The sequence below is a fragment of the Tistrella bauzanensis genome (assembly GCF_014636235.1).
GTDB classification, from domain to species: Bacteria; Pseudomonadota; Alphaproteobacteria; order Tistrellales; family Tistrellaceae; genus Tistrella; species Tistrella bauzanensis.
This window is the reverse complement of the sequence record NZ_BMDZ01000020.1, coordinates 1-17,622: the sequence shown is the minus strand read 5'-3', so window position 1 is coordinate 17,622 and position 17,622 is coordinate 1. Positions and strand designations below refer to the sequence as shown.

The following is a 17,622-nucleotide window of genomic DNA, read 5'->3' as shown; positions in this document are numbered from 1 at the left end:
TCCGGATGTGCGGTTTCGACCTGCCGGCTTCCGTCCCCGAGGATCTGCCATCTCATGGCCATGTTCCGTCCGGCCGCGATCGACTGGTTGCGGCGCTATGATGGCCAGACGGCCGGCGCCGACGGCCTTGCGGCGATCATCGTCACCATCATGCTGGTTCCGCAGAGCCTGGCCTATGCCATGCTGGCGGGGCTGCCGCCGGCGGCGGGGCTCTATGCCTCGATCCTGCCGCTGATCGCCTATGCGGCGTTCGGCAGCAGCCGGACCCTGGCGGTCGGGCCGGTGGCGGTGGTGTCGCTGATGACCGCCGCCGCGACCGCTGAAGCCGCGGTCCGCACCGGGATCGATCCGGCGGCGGCGGCGCTGCTTCTGGCCGGGCTGTCGGGTGTCATGCTGCTGGCGATGGCGGCGCTCCGGCTGGGTTTCGTCGCCAATTTTCTCAGCCATCCGGTCATCGGCGGCTTCATCACGGCATCCGGATTGCTGATCGCGGCCGGGCAGGCCGGGCATCTTCTGGGTGTTTCGGCGCGTGGCGACACCCTGCCGGCAATTCTGACATCCCTTTATGACGGGCTGGTCACCCGAGGTGTCAACTGGCCGACCCTGGCGGTTGGCGGCGCGGCTCTGGCCTTTCTGGGCTGGGGCCGCAAAGGACTGAAGCCGCTGTTCCGGCGCGCCGGCCTGGGGCCGCGCACAGCGGAGGCCGCCGCCAAGGCGGCGCCGGCGGTCGCTGTCCTGGCGTCGATTGTGGTCGTCAACCGGCTGGATCTCGCGGCGATGGGGGTCCGGGTGGTGGGGGTGCTGCCGGCCGGTCTGCCGCCGCTGACCCTGCCGCCACTCGGCCTGGATGCGGTGATGGCGCTGGCCGGGCCGGCGGCGCTGATCTCGCTGATCGGCTTCGTCGAAAGCGTGTCGGTCGCCCAGACCCTTGCCGCGAAACGCCGGCAACGGATCTCGGCCGACGCCGAGCTGGTCGGTCTGGGTGCGGCCAACATTGCCGCCGCCGTTTCGGGCGGTTATCCGGTCACCGGCGGCTTCGCGCGGTCGGTGGTCAATTTCGACGCCGGCGCCCAAACCCCGATGGCGGGGGTGTTCACGGCCGCCGGCATTGCCGCGGCCGCCCTGTTCCTGACACCCTTGTTCCGCGATCTGCCGCAAGCGGTTCTGGCGGCGACCATCATCGTGGCGGTGCTGTCGCTGGTCGATCTGAAGGCACCGCTGCGCGCCTGGGCCTATGCGCGCGCCGATGGTCTGGCGATGGTGGCGACCATTCTGGGGGTGCTGCTGGCAGGTGTTGAGGTCGGCATTCTGACCGGCGTGGCGCTGTCGCTGGCGCTGTTCCTGCGCCACAGCGCCCGGCCGCATATGGCCGTGGTCGGCCAGGTGCCCGGCAGCCAGCATTTCCGCAATGTCGACCGGCACGCGGTCGCGACCTCGCCGCATGTGCTGTCGGTGCGGATCGATGAGAGCCTCTATTTCGCCAATGCCCGGGCGTTCGAAGACCGGATCGCGTCTCTGGTCGCCTGCCGTCCGGCGCTCCGCCATGTCGTGCTGATGTGCCCGGCGGTCAATCTGATCGACCTGTCGGCGCTGGAGAGCCTGGAGGCGATCAACCGCCGCCTCGCCGAAGCCGGCATTGATTTCCATCTGTCGGAAGTGAAGGGCCCGGTCATGGACCGCCTCGGCCACAGCCATTTCCTCGACATGCTGACCGGCCGCATCTTCCTCAGCCAGCACGCGGCGATGCAGGCCCTGGATCCGGTGGTGACGGCGGGGGCGGATGATCTGACGATGCGGTTGCCTGCTTCCTGATGTGCCGCTAGTTGCAGCATGCCCGCAATTGAGAAAGTATTTGGAGAGCCATAGCTTCGTCTGTGTGGTTTTGAATGTGAAGCCACGAGATGTCAGATCTGGTTAATGAAATGGATCTGAGGTCGCAATGACAGACGAATAAGGAGCTCTGCAAGTGACGGGTACTATTCTTGAACTCAAGACCCTGGCGGTGACCACGCCCGATATGGTGGCCGATGTTCTGGGATATCACGAGGTTGGTGATGGCGGTGGCGGGCTGTTTGTCTGGCGAGCCGGGGCCACCGCCGCCGAGGATGGTGGTCTGTGGATCGCAAGCACGGTGGCGACTGGCGGTGTCTGGCAGCGGATTGTCGATAGCGCCGGGCCCGTCAGTGTGCGCTGGTGGGGCGCCGCCGGCGATGGCGTCACCGATGACACCGCGGCGATTCAGGCTGCTCTGGATGCCGGATTTGCCATGGTCCACCTTCCCGCGTGCAATTATGCGGTGAGCGCAACGCTGATCGTGCCGGCATCCACGACCCTGACCGGCGAAGGGTCGGGAGGCTTCGAGCATGCGAATGCCAGGACGATCATCGTCAAGACCAATGGTGATACCAACGGCGATGCGGTTCTTGAGACCGGCCTGTCCTGCTCGATCTCCGACCTGAAGATCCAGCCGCACAATCTGGCCGCCGTCAGCTATGAACGGGCGACTTATCCGAGCGGCACGGGCAATACCGCGATCGGCCTGCGCAGCGGCGGCGCCAACACGATCACGGACGTGGTGGCGATGGGCTTCGCTGATGCGGCCCTGCATCTGGGCAACACCAACAAGCTGATGCGCTGTCACGTCTTCCGCTCGCGCCGGGGCATCACCACCGCCGGCTTCGATGGCATGATCACCAACAGTGGTGCGATGTTCTGCCACGAGGCAGGCATATTGCTGACCACCAATTACTGGATGATCACCGGCTGTCGCATCGAGTGGAATGCGACATACGGTATTCAGGCCAATGGCGGCGAGTACACCGTCACCGCCAACCTGTTCGACCGGAATGGCTGGGCCGGCCTCTATCTGAACGGGGCCTGGGGCCATGTCGTGAGTGGCAACTACTTCTCGCGCAACGGTGCGGGCGGTGACGGAACCATGGGGCGGTGGTCGTGGTCGGTGCCCGGTCATACGTCCTATCTGGCGCCGCCGACCGTTGCCGACAGCTGCCACATCAAGATCCGCTATCAGCGGGACTGTGCGATCACCGGCAACCGCTATCGCGCCGGTCGCGACGACGGCAACCCGCCAAGCGGTGCGCTGTCGCCTGCCTATATCTACAACATGGACGGCACGCCGGGCGTCACGTCGAACATTACCATCTTCGCCAATGCGGGCGAGGCCGGCTCGGGCGGCGGCTTCGGCGGCTTTGCCACCGATTACCCCGGCGGATCGGGCGTGTTCGGCGGCACCGATACCTTGGCACATGCCCTGGTATATGGGCGCCCGGTTCGTCTGGGGACCGTCGCGACTCCCGGCATTTCCACGCCGCGTGTGCCGACAGGGCTGCCGCAGGCGACCTCGGTCGATGTGCCGATCGGTACCGCGATCGGCGGCCGGATCAAGGTCTGGACCAACTCCTGGAACAGCACGCCATCCTATGCGGAGGTCACCTTCGCCCGGTCGTCGGGCACCGCCACGACGCTCACCGCCGTGATCGACAATGTCATCGGCGACAACGTCACCGCGGCAGCGCTCACCGTCGTCGATCCCGTCGAAATGACCGTGGAACCAGCCATGATGACCATCACATTTCCGGGCACCCGCTTCTACAACGTCGCATTCGACCTTCATACGCAGTGACCCGACCTGCACGATGAACCCAACCTCGGACGCCCTGCCATGTGTGGCAGTGCGTCCGAACCGAGTCTTGTCACTGCCCGAATACCAGGCAGCCTCCGCCGACTGATCAGCTTTTTCGATCAATGGCCATCCAAACGAATCATTGGACCCGCTCAGTCATACGGGCGTAGCCTTGTTGTCACAGAGGTGCCGCGGGAAGGTGGCTCTGCCCTTCGGGGATGTTTTCAGTTTCAGGAACGGGATGCGGGATGGCGGCGGGCGTGGCGCATGCGGCGGCAGGAGAGGTGCGCGTGGATGGCCGGGCGGCGGGTGTGGAGGTGCCGCACGGGTGCCGGGTGCAGATCCGGGCCGGCACCTTTACCGGCCAGACCGCGGGGCTGGCGCCCGGCTTCGTGCAGGGCAATGTCATCATCCTGCCCGACAGCCATGCCGGCGACTTTCTGCGTTTCGCCCAGGCCAATCCCAAGCCCTGCCCATTGCTGGCGGTGGGGGAGCCGGGCAATCCGCATCTGCCGTCGCTGGGCGCCGATATCGACATCCGCACCGATCTGCCGCGCTATCGCGTGTTTCGCGACGGCGTTGCCGACGCCGATGATCCGCTGGAAATCGGCGACATCTGGCGGGATGATCTGGTGACCTTCGTCATCGGGTGCTCGTTTTCCTTCGAAGAGGCCCTGATCCAGGACGGGCTGGATGTCCGCCATGTCAGCCTGGGCCGCAATGTACCGATGTATCGCAGCACCATTCCCCTGGTGCCGGCCGGCCGGTTCGGTGGTGGCATGGTGGTGTCGATGCGCCCGTTCAAGCCGGCCGATGCCATCCGCGCCGTTCAGGTCACCAGCCGGTTTCCGGCGGTTCATGGCGCGCCGGTGCATCTGACCGATCCGGCGGCGATCGGCATCAACGATCTGATGCGGGCGGATTTCGGCGATGATCCGGTGATCGATCCGGGTGAAATTCCGGTGTTCTGGGCCTGCGGCGTGACCCCGCAGGTGGCGGTGGAGGCGGCGAAGCCGCCGATCGCGATCGCCCATGTCCCCGGCCATATGCTGATCACCGACCTGCGCAATGCGCGCCTGGCGGTGATCTGACGATGTCGCATCGGCCACCGCCGGTGCCGTGACAGCTTGACCCATAAGATGCAGATCGCCCGGCCGTGCATCGGGCGGCGACCCCACCGACACGGAGTTCAGGATCAGATGACCAGCACCATCAAGCCTGCCAGCTTGCGCCGTCTCGCCCTTGCCGGCGTTGCCACTGCCGCCCTTGCCCTGCCGGCCACGGCCGGTGCCGCCGATGTGCCGGCCACACAGCTCAGCTTCGTCGGCAGTTGGAGCGGCCTCAGCCTGCACAAGAATTTCGAGAAGCCGTTCTGGGGCGAGACGCTGACCAAAGACAGCAATGGCGCGGTCGAGACCCAGGTCACGACCTTCGATCAGATGGGCCTGGCGGGGGCGGAGGTCTATCGCCTGCTGTCGCGCGGCGTGTTCACCATCGGTGCCACGGTTGCCGATTACTCGATCGAGGATGCGCCCGAGATCGAGGGCCTGGACATGCCGATGATCGCGCCGGGCGTGCCCGATGCGAAGAAGCTGGTCGAGGCCTATCGGCCGGTGCTGAACGAGGCCTTCGGCAAGCGCTTCAACGCCGAGATCCTGGCGATCGTGCCCTATCCCAGCCAGATCGTGTTCTGCAACGCGCCGATTTCCGGCCTGTCGGATCTGAAGGGCAAGAAAGTTCGTGCCAGTGGGCGGACCACCGCCGAATTCCTGAACGCGCTGGGCGCCGAGGGCATCACGCTCGCCTTCTCGGAAGTGCCGGCCGCCCTTCAGCGCAAGGTTGTCGATTGTGCGGTCACCGGCTCGCTGTCGGGCTACAGCTCGGGCTGGCACGAGGTCTCGACCCATCTGCTGCCGATGCCGCTGGGCGGCTGGGATTATGTCGTGACCGCCGCCAACAAGGACAAATGGGCCGAGATCGATCCGCTGGCCCAGGCATTCGTGACGCGGGAACTGGCGACCAAGTTCGAGGCGCCGGTCTGGGATGCCGCCATGGGCGAGACGGTCGAGGGCATCGCCTGCCTGACCGGCAAGGGCAATTGCGGCCGTGGTACGGCCGGCAAGATGACCCTGGTCGCGGTGACCGATGCCGACCGCGCGCTGGCGCGGGGCATTCTGACCGACATCATCCTGCCGGGCTGGGCCGCCCGGGTCGACCCGGCCGTGGTCACAGCCTGGAACGAGACCGCAGGTGCGGCATCGGGCCTGACCGCCGTCGCCAAGTAAGCCCGGCTGCGTGACACCATTGCCCGTCCGGCGGATCATGATCGCCGGACGGGTCATCGACACGGATCTTCAGAATTCTGGCCGCAGGAGCACCCACGCCATGACCTTGCCGGTTTCCGGAACGGCCGCCGGCCGGTTCCTCGACCGCGTGCTCGACATTGCGGCCACGATCAGCCGGGCAGGGGTCTGGGCCTGCGGCGTGCTGCTGTTCGCGGCGGTCGCGATGATCGTGGCCGAAATCGTGCTGCGACTGTTCGGATCCTCGCTGCACGGCGCACATGAACTGTCGGGTTACGTGCTGGCGATCGTCACCAGTTGGGGCCTTGCCTATGCGCTGATCGAAAAGGCGCATATCCGGATCGATGTCATTTACATGCGCCTGTCGCCGCGGTTGCGGGTGGTGCTGGATGTCGTCTCGATCCTGATGATGGCGCTGTTCGTGATTGTGCTGCTGTCGCAGGTGCAGGAATTGCTGGCAGGTACGCTGCGCCGCGGATCCACCGCCAACACGCCGCTTCAGACGCCCTTGTGGATTCCGCAGATGCTGTGGATGGCGGGGCTGGTGTGGTTCGCCTTCACCGTCTTCGTCATCGCGGCGCGGACCGTGCTTGGTGCGGTGACCGGCGAGCGTGATGCCGTGGCGCGGGTCTGGGGCAATCGCAGCCTGGAAGACGAGATTGCCGAGAACGATCATTCCCGGCCGCGCTGAGCCGCGATCCACCCCAGTCTCATTCCATTTCACGCTTGTCGGGAGCGCCGCCCGTGCTCGGAGCCGCCCTTGTCGTTCTGCTGGTCCTGCTGCTGTTGAGCGTGCCGATCGCGGCGACCCTGGTCGCACTCGGCCTGTTCATCGACCAGAGCTTCTCGTTCTTTCCGCTCTACAAGGCGATGGGCGAGGTGTTCTGGAGCACCAGCAACAGCTTTCTGCTGATCGCGGTGCCGCTGTTCGTGCTGCTGGGGGAAATCCTGGTCCGCGCCGGCATCGCCGGACGCACCTATGCCGCCCTCGACAAATGGCTGTCCTGGATGCCGGGCGGCCTGCTTCATGCCAATATCGGCACCGCGACCCTGTTTTCCGCCACCTCGGGCTCGTCGGTCGCGACCGCGGCGACGGTGGGCGCGGTCGCCATGCCGCAGGCCAAGGCGCTCGGCTATGACAATCGGCTGTTCGCGGGGGCGATCGCGGCCGGCGGCACGCTCGGCATCATGATCCCGCCCTCGATCAACCTGATCGTCTATGGCTTCCTGACCGAAACCTCGATCCCGCGCCTGTTCCTGGCCGGCTTGATCCCTGGTTTGCTGCTGGCGGCCCTGTTCATGGCCACCGCCGCCGGCGCCTGCATGTGGAAGCCATCGCTGGGTGGGCCGCGCCGCCCTGCCGGCTGGGGCGATCGGTTGCGGGTGCTGCCCGATCTGCTGCCGGTGCTGGGGCTGTTCGCGGTGATCGTGGGCTCGATCTATGCCGGCTGGGCGACGCCGACCGAGGCGGCGGCGTTGGGGGTGGTCGCGGCTCTGGGGCTCTCCATCGCCAACCGGAGCTTCAACCTGCGCATGCTGAAGGCCGCGGTCGAGGCCTCGATCAAGACCACGGCGATGATCATGCTGATCATCATCTCGGCCTACTTCCTGAACTTCGTTCTCGCCGGCGCCGGCGTCACCCGCAATCTGCAGGCGCTGATCGACGGGCTGGGCTTCGGCCCCTATGGCATGCTCGCCTGCATCGTTCTGATGTATGTGATCCTGGGCTTCTTCATCGAAACCCTGTCGCTGATGGTGATCACTATCCCGATCGTGGCACCGGTGATCACGGCGCTGGGCTTCGATCCGATCTGGTTCGGCGTGCTGCTGATCCTGATGGTCGAAATGGCGCTGATCACGCCGCCGGTCGGGCTCAACCTTTATGTCGTGCAGGGGGTCGGCGGCGGCGTGTCGTTGAACCAGGTGATGGTCGGTGCCTTGCCCTTTGTCGGCGCCATGCTGGTGATGGCGCTGCTGCTGGTGCTGTTTCCGGGCATCGCGCTGTTTCTGCCGACCGCCATGGCCGGCTGACCACGCGCCGTCGAGCAATTTCGCCGCTTCTGCAACCGCCCTCCGGGCCTGCCGCCCGTATCGAGGAGATGCCACTCTCATGTCTACGCTCATCCTGAAGACCCCTGAGAACCACCAGCTCCAGGTCACGGTCACCAGCCTGATCATTGCCGGCTGGGCCGGCCGTGACCGCCATCATGTCGAGGAGCATATCCGCGAGTTGGAGGCGATCGGCGTGCCCCGGCCGTCGAGCGTGCCGCTGTTCTACCGCCTGTCGGCACAGATGCTGACCCAGGCCGACGAGATCGAAGTGCTGGGCCCCGACAGTTCGGGCGAGGCGGAGGTCGTGTTGATCGGCACCGATGACGGCATGTGGGTCACCGTCGGGTCCGACCATACCGACCGGCGGGTCGAGGCCTATTCGGTGGCGGTGTCGAAGCAGATGGCGCCGAAGCCGGTGGCGCGCGAGGCCTGGCGGTTCGACGAGGTCGTGGGCCATTGGGACCGTCTGACCTTGCAGTCCTTTGCCATCATCGGGGGTGAGGCGGTGCCCTATCAGGCGGGTACGGTGGCCGGATTGCTCGACCCGCGGACGCTGATCGCCGATTACACCGGCGGCGACAGCCGGCTGGCGACGGGGCAGGCGATGCTGTGCGGCACGCTCGCGGTGATCGGCGGCATCCGGCCGGCCGAGGCTTTCGAGGTCCATTTGGACGACCCGGTGCTTGGCCGCCGGATCGTTCACCGCTATACCACGAAGGTACTGCCTGTCATCGCGTGACGATCAGGGGCGCTGCCACGCTTCGCCTTCATAACCCCACCATGCCCTCCCTCATGACGAAGGACGCGCCGGAGATGACCTACCCGACCCCTCTCGCCGATGTCGCAGCCGGTTTTCACGACGGTACGGTGTCGGCCCGCAAGCTCGCCGAGGCGGCGCTTGCCCGCATCCATGACGAGGGGTTCACGCCGGGGGCGCAGATCTTCACCCGGGTCTATGATGCCGGCGCGCGTGCCGCGGCGCTGGCTGCCGATCACCTGCGCGCGGCCGGGGTCGCGCAGGGGCCGCTTGCCGGCATGCCGATCTCGATCAAGGATCTGTTCGATGTCGCCGGCGAGACCACCACGGCCGGGTCGGTGGTGCTGAAGGACGCGGCCCCCGCATCCGGCGACGCGGTGATCGTGGCGCGGTTGCGCGCGGCCGGGGCGGTGATCACCGGCAAGACCAACATGACCGAGTTTGCGTTCTCGGGCGTGGGGCTGAACCCGCATTACGGCACGCCCGGCAATGCCATCGATGCCAGCCGGATTCCGGGCGGATCGTCGGCCGGGGCCGGTATTTCGGTGGTCAAGGGCATGGCCGTGGCCGCCATCGGCACCGATACCGGCGGCTCGGTCCGGATTCCGGCCTGCTTCGCCGGTATCGTCGGCTTCAAGCCGTCGCAGGCGCGGGTGCCGCTGGACGGGGCGCTGCCGCTGTCACCGGCGCTGGATTCGATCGGTCCGCTGGCGCCCACGGTCGCCTGCTGCGCCACGGTCGATGCCGTGCTGGCGGGCGAGGTGCCGCGAGTTCTGGTGCCGCGCGACCCGTCGCACATGACCTTCGCGGTTGCCCGCGGCCTGCCGATGGACGGTGTCGACGATCATGTCGCCGCCGCCTATGACGCGGCCCTGAAGCGGCTGCGCGATGCCGGCGCCCGACTGATCGAGCTGGAGCTGCCGGAAATCGCCGAGGTGCCGCAGTTGAATGCCGCCGGCGGCTTCACCGCCGCCGAAAGCTGGGCCTGGCACCGGGCGCTGATCGAGCGGTCCGGCGCCGGCTATGACCAGCGGGTGATGACCCGCATCCGGCGCGGCGCCGAGATGTCGGCGGCCGACTACATCGATCTGCTGACCCGCCGCCGGCGGATGATCGCCGCGGCCGACCGGGCGCTCCGCCCCTTCGACGCGCTGCTGATGCCGACCATTCCGATCGTGCCGCCGAAGATCGCGGATCTGGCCGCCGATGCCGATTACACCCGCCTGAACCTGATGGTGCTGCGCAACCCCACTTTCGGCAATGTCCTCGATTTCTGCGGCGTCACCCTGCCGATCGCCGAGCCGGGCACGCTGCCAGCCGGTCTGATGGTTCTGGGGCGCAACGGTACCGATCATGCGCTGTTGAATGCCGCGGCCGGCATCGAGGCGCTGGTCGTGCGCCGCCACGGCGCCTGAGCGGATATCCAGAGGGGCCCCCGACCCATGGATATGCTGCTTGCAGATATCACCGCCCAGTTGCTGCCGGTCATGGCGCGCGTCATCGCGACCGCCATCGTGGTGATGGGCGTCTCGCTGCTGGTCCAGCATGCCGGGCCGGCGCTGGGCGGCATTGCCGCCGGCCTGCCGATCGTGATGGGACCGGGCTTCTTCTTCCTGCTGGACCAGCACCCGCCGGGCTTTCTGCATGATGCGGCGGTGGCGACGCTGATGGCGCTGACGGCCACCCTGATCTTCGTCGCCACCTTCATTCTGGTCGCCAACCGCATGGGCGCTTTTGCGGCCGTCGGCTGTTCGATCCTGGTCTGGGTGGTGGTCGCGGCCGCGACAGCGGCGCTGCCGCTGGATCTGGTGGTGGCGTTGCCGGTCTATGTGGCGGCGGCGATCGTGGCCCTGCGGTTCTGCCGCCATGCCGCCGGCGATGGTCCGGCACCGCGCGGCGCCCGCCGGCTGCTGGATCTGGCGATCCGGGGCTGTCTGGCGGGGGTGCTGGTCGCCAGCGTCACGATCGTGGCAGCACTTGCCGGGCCGATCTGGGCCGGGCTGCTGATGGGCTTCCCGATCGGCATGATCGCGATCTCGCTGACCGTCCACCAGCGCTATGGCCCCGAAACCGCCCGCCAGACCATGCTGGCGGCGATGGGCGGCATGAGCAGTCTGGCGGTGTTCACAACGGTGATGGCCCTGGCGGTGACGACGATGTCGCCGTTCCAGGCCTGGATGCTGTCGCTGGCGGCATCGCTGCTGCCGCCGTCGGGGCTGGCGGTCCGCCATCTGCGGCGCGGGCGGACAACGGGCTGATCGTCCGGCCGGCGGTACAGGCGGGGTGTGGGCTTGGCAAGGGCCGCCGGCCGGGTCATCCTGCCACACCGAAGCCTATTGCATGTCGTTCTGCTGAAAGAGACCGCCCGATGGCCGATGCCGCCAAGCCCGCAGCCGTTCCCAGCGCCATTCCGGCCCCGGGTCGCGACCCGATGCTGTTCCACCCGGTCAGCTTCCGGTCGGTGACCGCCCGCAACCGGATCATGATCGCGCCGATGTGCCAGTACAGTGCCCGGGACGGCATTGCCGGCGACTGGCATCTGGCGCATCTGGGCGGCTTCGCCAAGGGCGGTGCCGGGATCGTGTTCGCCGAGGCGACCGCCGTGGTCCCCGAAGGCCGCATCACCCCCTGGTGCCCCGGCCTGTGGACCGATGGTCAGGAAGCGGCCTTCGCGCGCATCACCGGCTTCATCGAGGCGCAGGGTGCGGTGCCGGCCATCCAGCTCGCCCATGCCGGACGCAAGGCGTCGACCGATGCGCCCTGGCGTGGCGGCACGCTGCTCAGGCCGGATCAGGGTGGCTGGCAGCCGGTGGGGCCCACGGATGCGGCGTTCTCGCCCGCCCATGCGGTGCCGCGGGCGCTGGACGAAGACGGCATCCGTCGTGTTGCCGATGCCTTCGCGGCCTCGGCTGCCCGTGCCCGCCGCGCCGGCTTCCGGATCGTCGAGGTGCATGGCGCCCATGGTTATCTGCTGCATTCCTTCCTCAGCCCGTTGTCGAACACCCGTGACGATGCCTTTGGCGGCGATGCCGAGCGGCGCATGGCGGCGCTGATGCTGGTGCTGGATGCCGTGCGGTCGGAATGGCCGGCGGATCTGCCGCTGTTCGTGCGGCTGTCGTGCAGCGATTGGGTCGAGGGTGGCCTTGATATTGCCGACAGCGTTGCGATTGCCGCGAGACTGAAGGCGCGGGGCGATGTCGACCTGATCGACTGCTCGTCGGGCGGCGGCGATCCGCGCCAGAAGTTGAAGGCCTATGCCGGCTATCAGGTGCCGTTCGCCGAGGCGATCCGCCGGGCGGCCGGCATCCCCACCGCCGCCGTCGGCCTGATCACCCAACCGGAACATGCCGAAGAGATCATCGCCAATGGCCGCGCCGATCTGGTGGCACTGGCGCGGGTGATGCTGGGCGATCCGCATTGGCCGCTGCGCGCCGCCAAGGCGCTGGGCGCCGATCTGCCCTGGCCGGACCAGTACGCGCGCGGCATCGTGCAGCTCTGACCGGGCGCCGCCGGCCGTATACCTCAACACCCTCCGGGTGGCGGCTTCAGGCGGCTCAGATAGTCGGCCAGCCGCTTGCCCGGCTCGTCGCGGAAGCGGGTGCCGGTGTCGGTCATCGTCCGGATACGATCGATGCGGAACACGCGGAAATCCCCGCGGAGTTCGCACCAGCCGGTCAGGGTCCAGACCGCGCCCCAATGCTGCAATTCCAGGGGCCGGATCTGGCGTCCCGACGGTCGGTCGGCCGCGTCGGCATAGGTCAGCGCCAGAACCCGGCGGCCGGCGATGGCCTCGCGCGCCACGCGCAGGCGGTCGCGATCGGCGGCCGAGACCCTGAATCCATAGGCGGCGACAGTGGCGGGCGGCAGTGACCCCGCGGTGCTGACGGCAGCCTTCAGCTTCACCTCCAACTCGCGTGCCGCCGCCGCAAGGCTTTCATCGGCATGGGCGCGGACCAGGGCGACGCCCCAGGTCAGTGCTTCAAGTTCCAGGGCCGACAGGGCCAGCGGCGGCAGAAAGAAGCCGTCGCGGAGCAGATAGCCGACCCCGCGTTCGCCATCGATCGGCACGCCCTGGCCCTGAAGATCGGCCAGATCGCGATAGATGGTGCGGGTCGAGACTTCCAGCATCTGGGCCAGTTGGTCGGCGGTGCGCAGCCGACCGCCCCTCAAGGCCTGAAGAATGGCGAAGAGGCGGTCGGCGCGGCGCATCAGGCGGCGTGGCGGATGTCGAGATGGGTCATGACCACGCTGCCGCCGTCGATCGCCGACAGGAACGGCTTGGCGCTGGGCTCTGCCATCAGCCCTTCGGCGGCGGCGTGGGCCTCGGACATGCTCCGCCATTCGATGCAGTCGATCCAGATGCCGGTATCGGCCTGACCGAGACGCCGGCGGATGAAGCCGGGCTGGCCTTCAAGCCAGCCATCCATGCGTGCCGCATCGGCCAGGAAGCCCGCCACATCAATGCCGGGGCGGGTGGTGAAGCGGACGATTTCGAGAACCGGATGGTCCATGATGCGTGTGCCTCGTTCTGGCGTTGTCGATGGCCCATGAATAGCCCATGCCTCCTGACAGCATTCTGTCAGGAGGCATGGGCCGCGTCCCGGTTGTTTCGTGCTGGCGCTTCGCGCTGGTCCGCTGTTATCCCAGCCGCGTGAAATCCGGCGCGCGGCGCTGGGCGAAGGCGGTGAAGGCCTCGGCCGCTTCGGGGGAGCGCAGACGCTCGGCGAAGACCCGGCTTTCGCTGTCCATCACCGCGCCGATCAGGGCTGCATTGCGCATCAGCGCCTTGGTCGCCTTCAGTGCGCCGATCGGCTGGCGGATGATGCGGGCGGCGGCGGCGCGGGCGGCGGGCAGCACCTCGGCGGCCGGCAGGGCCTTGTTGACCAGGTGGATCGATGCGGCATCCGTGCCGCTCAACACCTCGCCCAGCGCGAACATCTCATAGGCGCGGCGATGGCCGATCGCCAGCGGCAGCAGCAGGCTGGACGCGGCTTCCGGCACCAGCGCCAGGCTCACGAAGGGCACCGACAATCGGGCGTCATCGGCCACATAGACCAGATCGCAATGCAGCAGCATGGTGGTGCCGATGCCGACCGCGGCACCTTCGACCGCCGCGATCACCGGCTTCTGGAAACGGGCCAGAGCCTTCAACACCCGCACCACATGGCGCTCGGCGGGCACGTCGCCGCGCGCGACCTGCGCGAAGTCGCCCAGATCATTGCCGGCGGTGAAATCGCCGCCCTCGCCATGGATCAGCACGGCACGGATGCTGTCATCGGCTTCCGCTGCCTCCAGCGCGTCGGCGATGGCGCCGTACATGTCGTTGGTGATGGCGTTCTTCTTGGCCGGACGGGCGAAGATGATTTCGGTGATCCCGCCATCGGTCACCACCCGGACATCATCGGTGACGGTTCTGGTGGGGGCTGCTGCTGTGCCGGTCATGGGCGTGTGGTCTCCTGCTCTGGGTCCACGGGATCGGTTGCCACCGTGGCCAGCCATTGCGCGATCACCGCCAGTGCCTCGGCGGACAGCCCGGCAGCCATGCGGCGGTTGAGGTCGTTGGCGCGCCGGGCCGTGACGCGCCGCATCTCGTCGCCCTCGAAGGTCAGCATCAGGGTCACGGCGCGCCGGTCGGCCGGATCGGCCGACCGCGAGACCAGCCCCGCGGCTTCCAGCTTCTGAACCAGGGTCGAGGCCGAGGACTGGCTGAGATCCAGCACCTGGCCAAGCTCGGTCACCGATATCCGTCCGCGCTCCCCCAGCACGAACAGCGCCGCCGATTGCGATGGCGTCAATGACAGATCGGCCAGCCCGGCTTCGGCGATGGCCATCACCCGCCGGTTGGCGGCGGCGAGCAGATGGATCAGCCGTGGCGGCTTTGATGCGGGCATGGGCACTCCGGCGCTATACATCGACGTCGAAGTATATACATCGATGATGATGCATATCAAGCGTCATTCTGCAGATGGGGCCGATCAGCCGAAGGCGACCCGGTGGGACACGGGGAACCGGCCCAGAACATGGCCGACCGCTTCGGTCAGTGCCGGCCGCTGGACGTCTGGTACCGCGCTGCCATCGGCCCGGCGCAAGGTGACGACGGCGGCGGTGCCATGGCTGCCGTCCTGGCCGGTGACGACCGTCGCGGTCAGCCCGTGTTCATGCGCAAGGGTAGCCAGTTCCCCTGCATAGACCCGATCCGTGGCCATATAGCGCAGGGTCGGCTTGAAGATCTTGCCGATGGCGGTCACCGGCATCTCGTTCAGGATGATCACCTCGGCCGGCGCGGCCGGGCGCTCCGACACGCGCTCGCGTGCCCAGTCCTTCAGCGCGTCTGCGGTTACCGTGGCGCCGGGCTTCAGGGTCACATAGGCAATGGGGATTTCGCCCGCATAGGCGTCGGGGCGGCCGACCGCGCCGGCCAGCGCCACGGCGGGATGGGCATGCAGCACGTCTTCGATCGATTGCGGGTCGATGTTGTGGCCGCCGCGGATGATCAGATCCTTGGCGCGCCCGGCCAGGAAGATCCGGCCCTGGGCATCGATCCGCGCCAGATCACCGGTGGACACCCAGCCATCCGCCACGAACAGGCCCTTGTTGAACCGCTCCTGCTTATAGCCGCCGATCGCGTTCGGCCCCTTCAGGCACAGCACGCCGATTTCATCGACCGCCGCATCGCGAAGATAAGCGCCATCGCCATCGACGATCACCGCCTTCATGTCCTGATAGGGGAAGCGGATGCCGACCGACCCGGCAACGGGCTGGCCGAAGGCGGGGTTCACCGCCGAGGCGCAGGTGCCTTCGGTCAGGCCATAGCCTTCCAGGATGCGGATGCCGGTCAGCGCCTCGAAATTGCGGATCACCTCGACCGGCAGGGGGGCGGCGCCGACCACGGCGAAGCGCAGGCTCGACAGATCGGCGCCCGCCACCGGCACCTGCATCAGCGCCGTGCATACCGTCGGCACGGTCGAGAACATGGTCACCCGGAAGCGTTCCACCAACCGCCAGAAATTCTGGATCACCGCCGGATTGCGATAGCCGGCGGGGGAGGCCAGCACCACATGCGCGCCAGCCATGAACGGCGCCAGCCCGCTGACATGCACCGCGTTGACATGGAACAGCGGCAGCCCCGACAGCGTGCAATCGGCCGGCGACATGTCGACGAAGCGCGCCAGAACCCAGCCCATATAGACCTGATTGCGGTGCAGATGCCGGGCAAGCTTGGGCGTGCCGGTGGTGCCGCCGGTGTGAAAATAGGCGCAGACATCATCGGGCTGCGGCTCTGTCCACCCGACCGGCGCGTCATCGGGGCTGGATGCCAGCACCTCGGCGAAATCACGCACCTTGGGGTGGCGGGCCATGTCGACCGGCCCGCCGCCCACTTTCAGCACGGTCGTGATCGCGGGCAGCCGTTCCGCCGTCGCCAGCGCCTTTTCCCACAGATCGCTGCCGGCCATCGGCCCCGGGGCCACGATCAGCCGCGCATCGGCCGCCTCCGCGATCTCGGCGATCTGGTCGATGCCGAGCAGGGGGTTGATCGGGGCGGCGATGCCGACTGCTTCGGCGCCCCAGATCGCCAGATGGGTCTCAGGCAGATTGGGCATCAGCAGCGCCACACCGTCGCGGCGGCCCAGGCCCAGCGATGCAAGGCCGTTGGCGGTGCGGGTCACGGCCTTGAAGAACGCCTGATAGCCCAGGGTGCGGGGGAACTCGTCCGCGGTTCCGCCTGCGATCAGCGACAGGGCCGGCGCATCGCCATAGGCATCCGCCGCCCAGCGCAGGACGTCATAGGTGCTGGTGAAGGCGATGCGCTCCGACAACGGCATTTCGCGCTCGATCCGCTCGACATCGCCGATGCCGGTGATGTGGAAGCGGGGGCCCATCGGATGGCGGGTGCGCATGGACATGGCGGCTGTTTCCTCACAAGCAGGCTTGATTGTGCAGCGGATGATGCCTCTCCGGGCCGGGTGGGTCGAGACAAACAGTGCGGCATGTATCGATCCGTCGCGCTTGCCCCGCCGCGACTTCGCGGCCATCCTGCGCCAGAGGGGACAGGTGGGACGATGCGCCGGATCTGTCTCATGATGCAGGACGAAGGATGCCGCGATTGACCGCCAGCACCAGCGCGACCGGGCAGGGCAGCCGGCGCGCCCGCAGCACCGAGGCCAAGGCCGCGCGGTTCGAGAGCATTCTCGATGCCGCCTGTGCCTTATATGAAACGGCACCGACCGTCGAGGCGGTCGGTATCGAGGACGTGGCCCGCGCGGCGGGCGTCGCCAAGGGCACGGTCTATCTGTATGCGCCGTCCAAGGAAGCCCTGTTCCTGGCGCTGTATGATCGCACCAATCGTCGCTGGTTCGATCGCATCGACGCACGGTTCGCAGCCAAGCCCGCGGCCGATCCGGCGGTGGCGGGCTATCAGGCCGATGCCGCGCGGGCGGCCTCAGCGGCCATTGTCGGGGCGTGTATGGATGTGCCGCTGATGGCCCGGCTGAACGCGGCGCTGCACGGGTCGCTCGAACCCAGGCTCGACCCTGAGGCGCTCTATGCCAGCAAACGCGGCATGCTCGACCGGCTCGACAGCTTCACCCGCGCGCTGGCACGGGTGCTTGGGGTGTCGGCCCGGGATGCGGGGTCTGTGATGCCCGGTATCTTCGCCTGCCTGATCGGCTGCCACCATCTGGCAAGCCCGCCGCCGCATCTGGCGGCGCTGTATGACCGCGACGACATGGCGCCATTCCGGTTCGATTTCGCGCGCCTGCTGGGCACCAGCCTGCGCGACCTGTTTCTAGCAGCCTGTCGGAGTTGACCCCAAGGGTCTGGTTCGATCCGGTTTAGGGGCGTGCGGTGCTTTGATTGTGCGGTGATTT

General features: G+C 67.6%; 16 protein-coding genes. 11 read left to right on the top strand and 5 right to left on the bottom strand.

Going from position 1 to position 17,622, the window contains the following annotated elements; all coding sequences use genetic code 11:
• Nucleotides 1–54: 54 nt before the first annotated feature.
• From IEW15_RS10215 to IEW15_RS10170, 10 genes are all read left to right on the top strand, one after another.
• Nucleotides 55–1,812 carry a SulP family inorganic anion transporter gene (locus tag IEW15_RS10215; RefSeq protein WP_188577466.1) on the top strand — a complete coding sequence of 586 codons (1,758 nt, stop codon included), beginning with the start codon at nucleotides 55–57 and terminating at the stop codon, nucleotides 1,810–1,812.
• Between the two features lie 154 nt (nucleotides 1,813–1,966).
• Nucleotides 1,967–3,643, top strand: coding sequence for a glycosyl hydrolase family 28-related protein (locus tag IEW15_RS10210; RefSeq protein ID WP_188577465.1), 1,677 nt, complete (start codon nucleotides 1,967–1,969; stop codon nucleotides 3,641–3,643).
• A 248-nt stretch (nucleotides 3,644–3,891) separates the two neighbouring features.
• Entirely contained in the window at nucleotides 3,892–4,734 is an 843-nt protein-coding gene (locus IEW15_RS10205; RefSeq protein ID WP_188577463.1) for a putative hydro-lyase, read from the top strand.
• Between the two features lie 108 nt (nucleotides 4,735–4,842).
• Nucleotides 4,843–5,928 (top strand): TRAP transporter substrate-binding protein, encoded by a 1,086-nt coding sequence (locus IEW15_RS10200; protein WP_188577461.1) that lies wholly within the window; start codon nucleotides 4,843–4,845, stop codon nucleotides 5,926–5,928.
• Between the two features lie 100 nt (nucleotides 5,929–6,028).
• The gene (locus IEW15_RS10195) at nucleotides 6,029–6,637 is read left to right on the top strand and encodes a TRAP transporter small permease subunit (protein ID WP_188577459.1); all 609 of its coding nucleotides are present in this window, start codon (nucleotides 6,029–6,031) and stop codon (nucleotides 6,635–6,637) included.
• A gap of 53 nt (nucleotides 6,638–6,690) precedes the next feature.
• Nucleotides 6,691–7,977, top strand: coding sequence for a TRAP transporter large permease (locus tag IEW15_RS10190; protein ID WP_188577457.1), 1,287 nt, complete (start codon nucleotides 6,691–6,693; stop codon nucleotides 7,975–7,977).
• Nucleotides 7,978–8,056: 79 nt separating this feature from the next.
• A complete protein-coding gene (locus tag IEW15_RS10185; RefSeq protein ID WP_188577455.1) occupies nucleotides 8,057–8,737 on the top strand; it encodes a DUF2848 domain-containing protein in 681 nt (226 codons plus the stop codon).
• Nucleotides 8,738–8,811: 74 nt separating this feature from the next.
• On the top strand, nucleotides 8,812–10,170 hold the full coding sequence (locus IEW15_RS10180; RefSeq protein ID WP_188577453.1) for an amidase: 1,359 nt from the start codon (nucleotides 8,812–8,814) through the stop codon (nucleotides 10,168–10,170).
• A gap of 27 nt (nucleotides 10,171–10,197) precedes the next feature.
• Entirely contained in the window at nucleotides 10,198–11,013 is an 816-nt protein-coding gene (locus IEW15_RS10175; RefSeq protein ID WP_188577450.1) for a hypothetical protein, read from the top strand.
• 110 nt (nucleotides 11,014–11,123) lie between these two features.
• The gene (locus IEW15_RS10170) at nucleotides 11,124–12,254 is read left to right on the top strand and encodes an NADH:flavin oxidoreductase/NADH oxidase (protein WP_188577448.1); all 1,131 of its coding nucleotides are present in this window, start codon (nucleotides 11,124–11,126) and stop codon (nucleotides 12,252–12,254) included.
• A 23-nt stretch (nucleotides 12,255–12,277) separates the two neighbouring features.
• Here IEW15_RS10170 and IEW15_RS10165 read toward each other — a convergent pair whose 3' ends face one another.
• The 5 genes from IEW15_RS10165 to IEW15_RS10145 all read right to left on the bottom strand — a co-directional run bounded on the left by IEW15_RS10165 (nucleotide 12,278) and on the right by IEW15_RS10145 (nucleotide 16,635).
• Nucleotides 12,278–12,964 (bottom strand): helix-turn-helix transcriptional regulator, encoded by a 687-nt coding sequence (locus IEW15_RS10165; protein WP_188577447.1) that lies wholly within the window; start codon nucleotides 12,962–12,964, stop codon nucleotides 12,278–12,280.
• Entirely contained in the window at nucleotides 12,964–13,266 is a 303-nt protein-coding gene (locus tag IEW15_RS10160) for an antibiotic biosynthesis monooxygenase family protein (RefSeq protein ID WP_188577445.1), read from the bottom strand. The genes IEW15_RS10165 and IEW15_RS10160 overlap by 1 nt, the downstream gene beginning before the upstream one ends.
• 127 nt (nucleotides 13,267–13,393) lie before the next feature.
• Nucleotides 13,394–14,197 (bottom strand): enoyl-CoA hydratase-related protein, encoded by an 804-nt coding sequence (locus IEW15_RS10155; protein WP_188577443.1) that lies wholly within the window; start codon nucleotides 14,195–14,197, stop codon nucleotides 13,394–13,396.
• The gene (locus IEW15_RS10150) at nucleotides 14,194–14,646 is read right to left on the bottom strand and encodes a MarR family winged helix-turn-helix transcriptional regulator (protein ID WP_188577441.1); all 453 of its coding nucleotides are present in this window, start codon (nucleotides 14,644–14,646) and stop codon (nucleotides 14,194–14,196) included. Before IEW15_RS10150 ends, IEW15_RS10155 begins: the two co-directional genes overlap by 4 nt.
• Nucleotides 14,647–14,730: 84 nt before the next feature.
• Nucleotides 14,731–16,635, bottom strand: coding sequence for an acyl-CoA synthetase (locus tag IEW15_RS10145; RefSeq protein ID WP_188577540.1), 1,905 nt, complete (start codon nucleotides 16,633–16,635; stop codon nucleotides 14,731–14,733).
• 224 nt (nucleotides 16,636–16,859) lie between these two features.
• Between IEW15_RS10145 and IEW15_RS10140 the strand changes: the two genes are divergently transcribed.
• On the top strand, nucleotides 16,860–17,561 hold the full coding sequence (locus IEW15_RS10140) for a TetR family transcriptional regulator (RefSeq protein WP_188577439.1): 702 nt from the start codon (nucleotides 16,860–16,862) through the stop codon (nucleotides 17,559–17,561).
• The last annotated feature ends 61 nt before the right edge of the window (nucleotides 17,562–17,622 follow it).

Bases quoted from the DNA above. Each gene is read 5' to 3' on its own strand.
- IEW15_RS10215 (WP_188577466.1), top strand. From the start codon at position 55: ATGGCCATGTTCCGTCCGGCCGCGATCGACTGGTTGCGGCGCTATGAT.
- IEW15_RS10205 (WP_188577463.1), top strand. From the start codon at position 3,892: ATGGCGGCGGGCGTGGCGCATGCGGCGGCAGGAGAGGTGCGCGTGGAT.
- IEW15_RS10200 (WP_188577461.1), top strand. From the start codon at position 4,843: ATGACCAGCACCATCAAGCCTGCCAGCTTGCGCCGTCTCGCCCTTGCC.
- IEW15_RS10195 (WP_188577459.1), top strand. From the start codon at position 6,029: ATGACCTTGCCGGTTTCCGGAACGGCCGCCGGCCGGTTCCTCGACCGC.
- IEW15_RS10185 (WP_188577455.1), top strand. From the start codon at position 8,057: ATGTCTACGCTCATCCTGAAGACCCCTGAGAACCACCAGCTCCAGGTC.
- IEW15_RS10180 (WP_188577453.1), top strand. From the start codon at position 8,812: ATGACCTACCCGACCCCTCTCGCCGATGTCGCAGCCGGTTTTCACGAC.
- IEW15_RS10175 (WP_188577450.1), top strand. From the start codon at position 10,198: ATGGATATGCTGCTTGCAGATATCACCGCCCAGTTGCTGCCGGTCATG.
- IEW15_RS10170 (WP_188577448.1), top strand. From the start codon at position 11,124: ATGGCCGATGCCGCCAAGCCCGCAGCCGTTCCCAGCGCCATTCCGGCC.
- IEW15_RS10165 (WP_188577447.1), bottom strand. From the start codon at position 12,964: ATGCGCCGCGCCGACCGCCTCTTCGCCATTCTTCAGGCCTTGAGGGGC.
- IEW15_RS10160 (WP_188577445.1), bottom strand. From the start codon at position 13,266: ATGGACCATCCGGTTCTCGAAATCGTCCGCTTCACCACCCGCCCCGGC.
- IEW15_RS10155 (WP_188577443.1), bottom strand. From the start codon at position 14,197: ATGACCGGCACAGCAGCAGCCCCCACCAGAACCGTCACCGATGATGTC.
- IEW15_RS10150 (WP_188577441.1), bottom strand. From the start codon at position 14,646: ATGCCCGCATCAAAGCCGCCACGGCTGATCCATCTGCTCGCCGCCGCC.
- IEW15_RS10145 (WP_188577540.1), bottom strand. From the start codon at position 16,635: ATGGGCCCCCGCTTCCACATCACCGGCATCGGCGATGTCGAGCGGATC.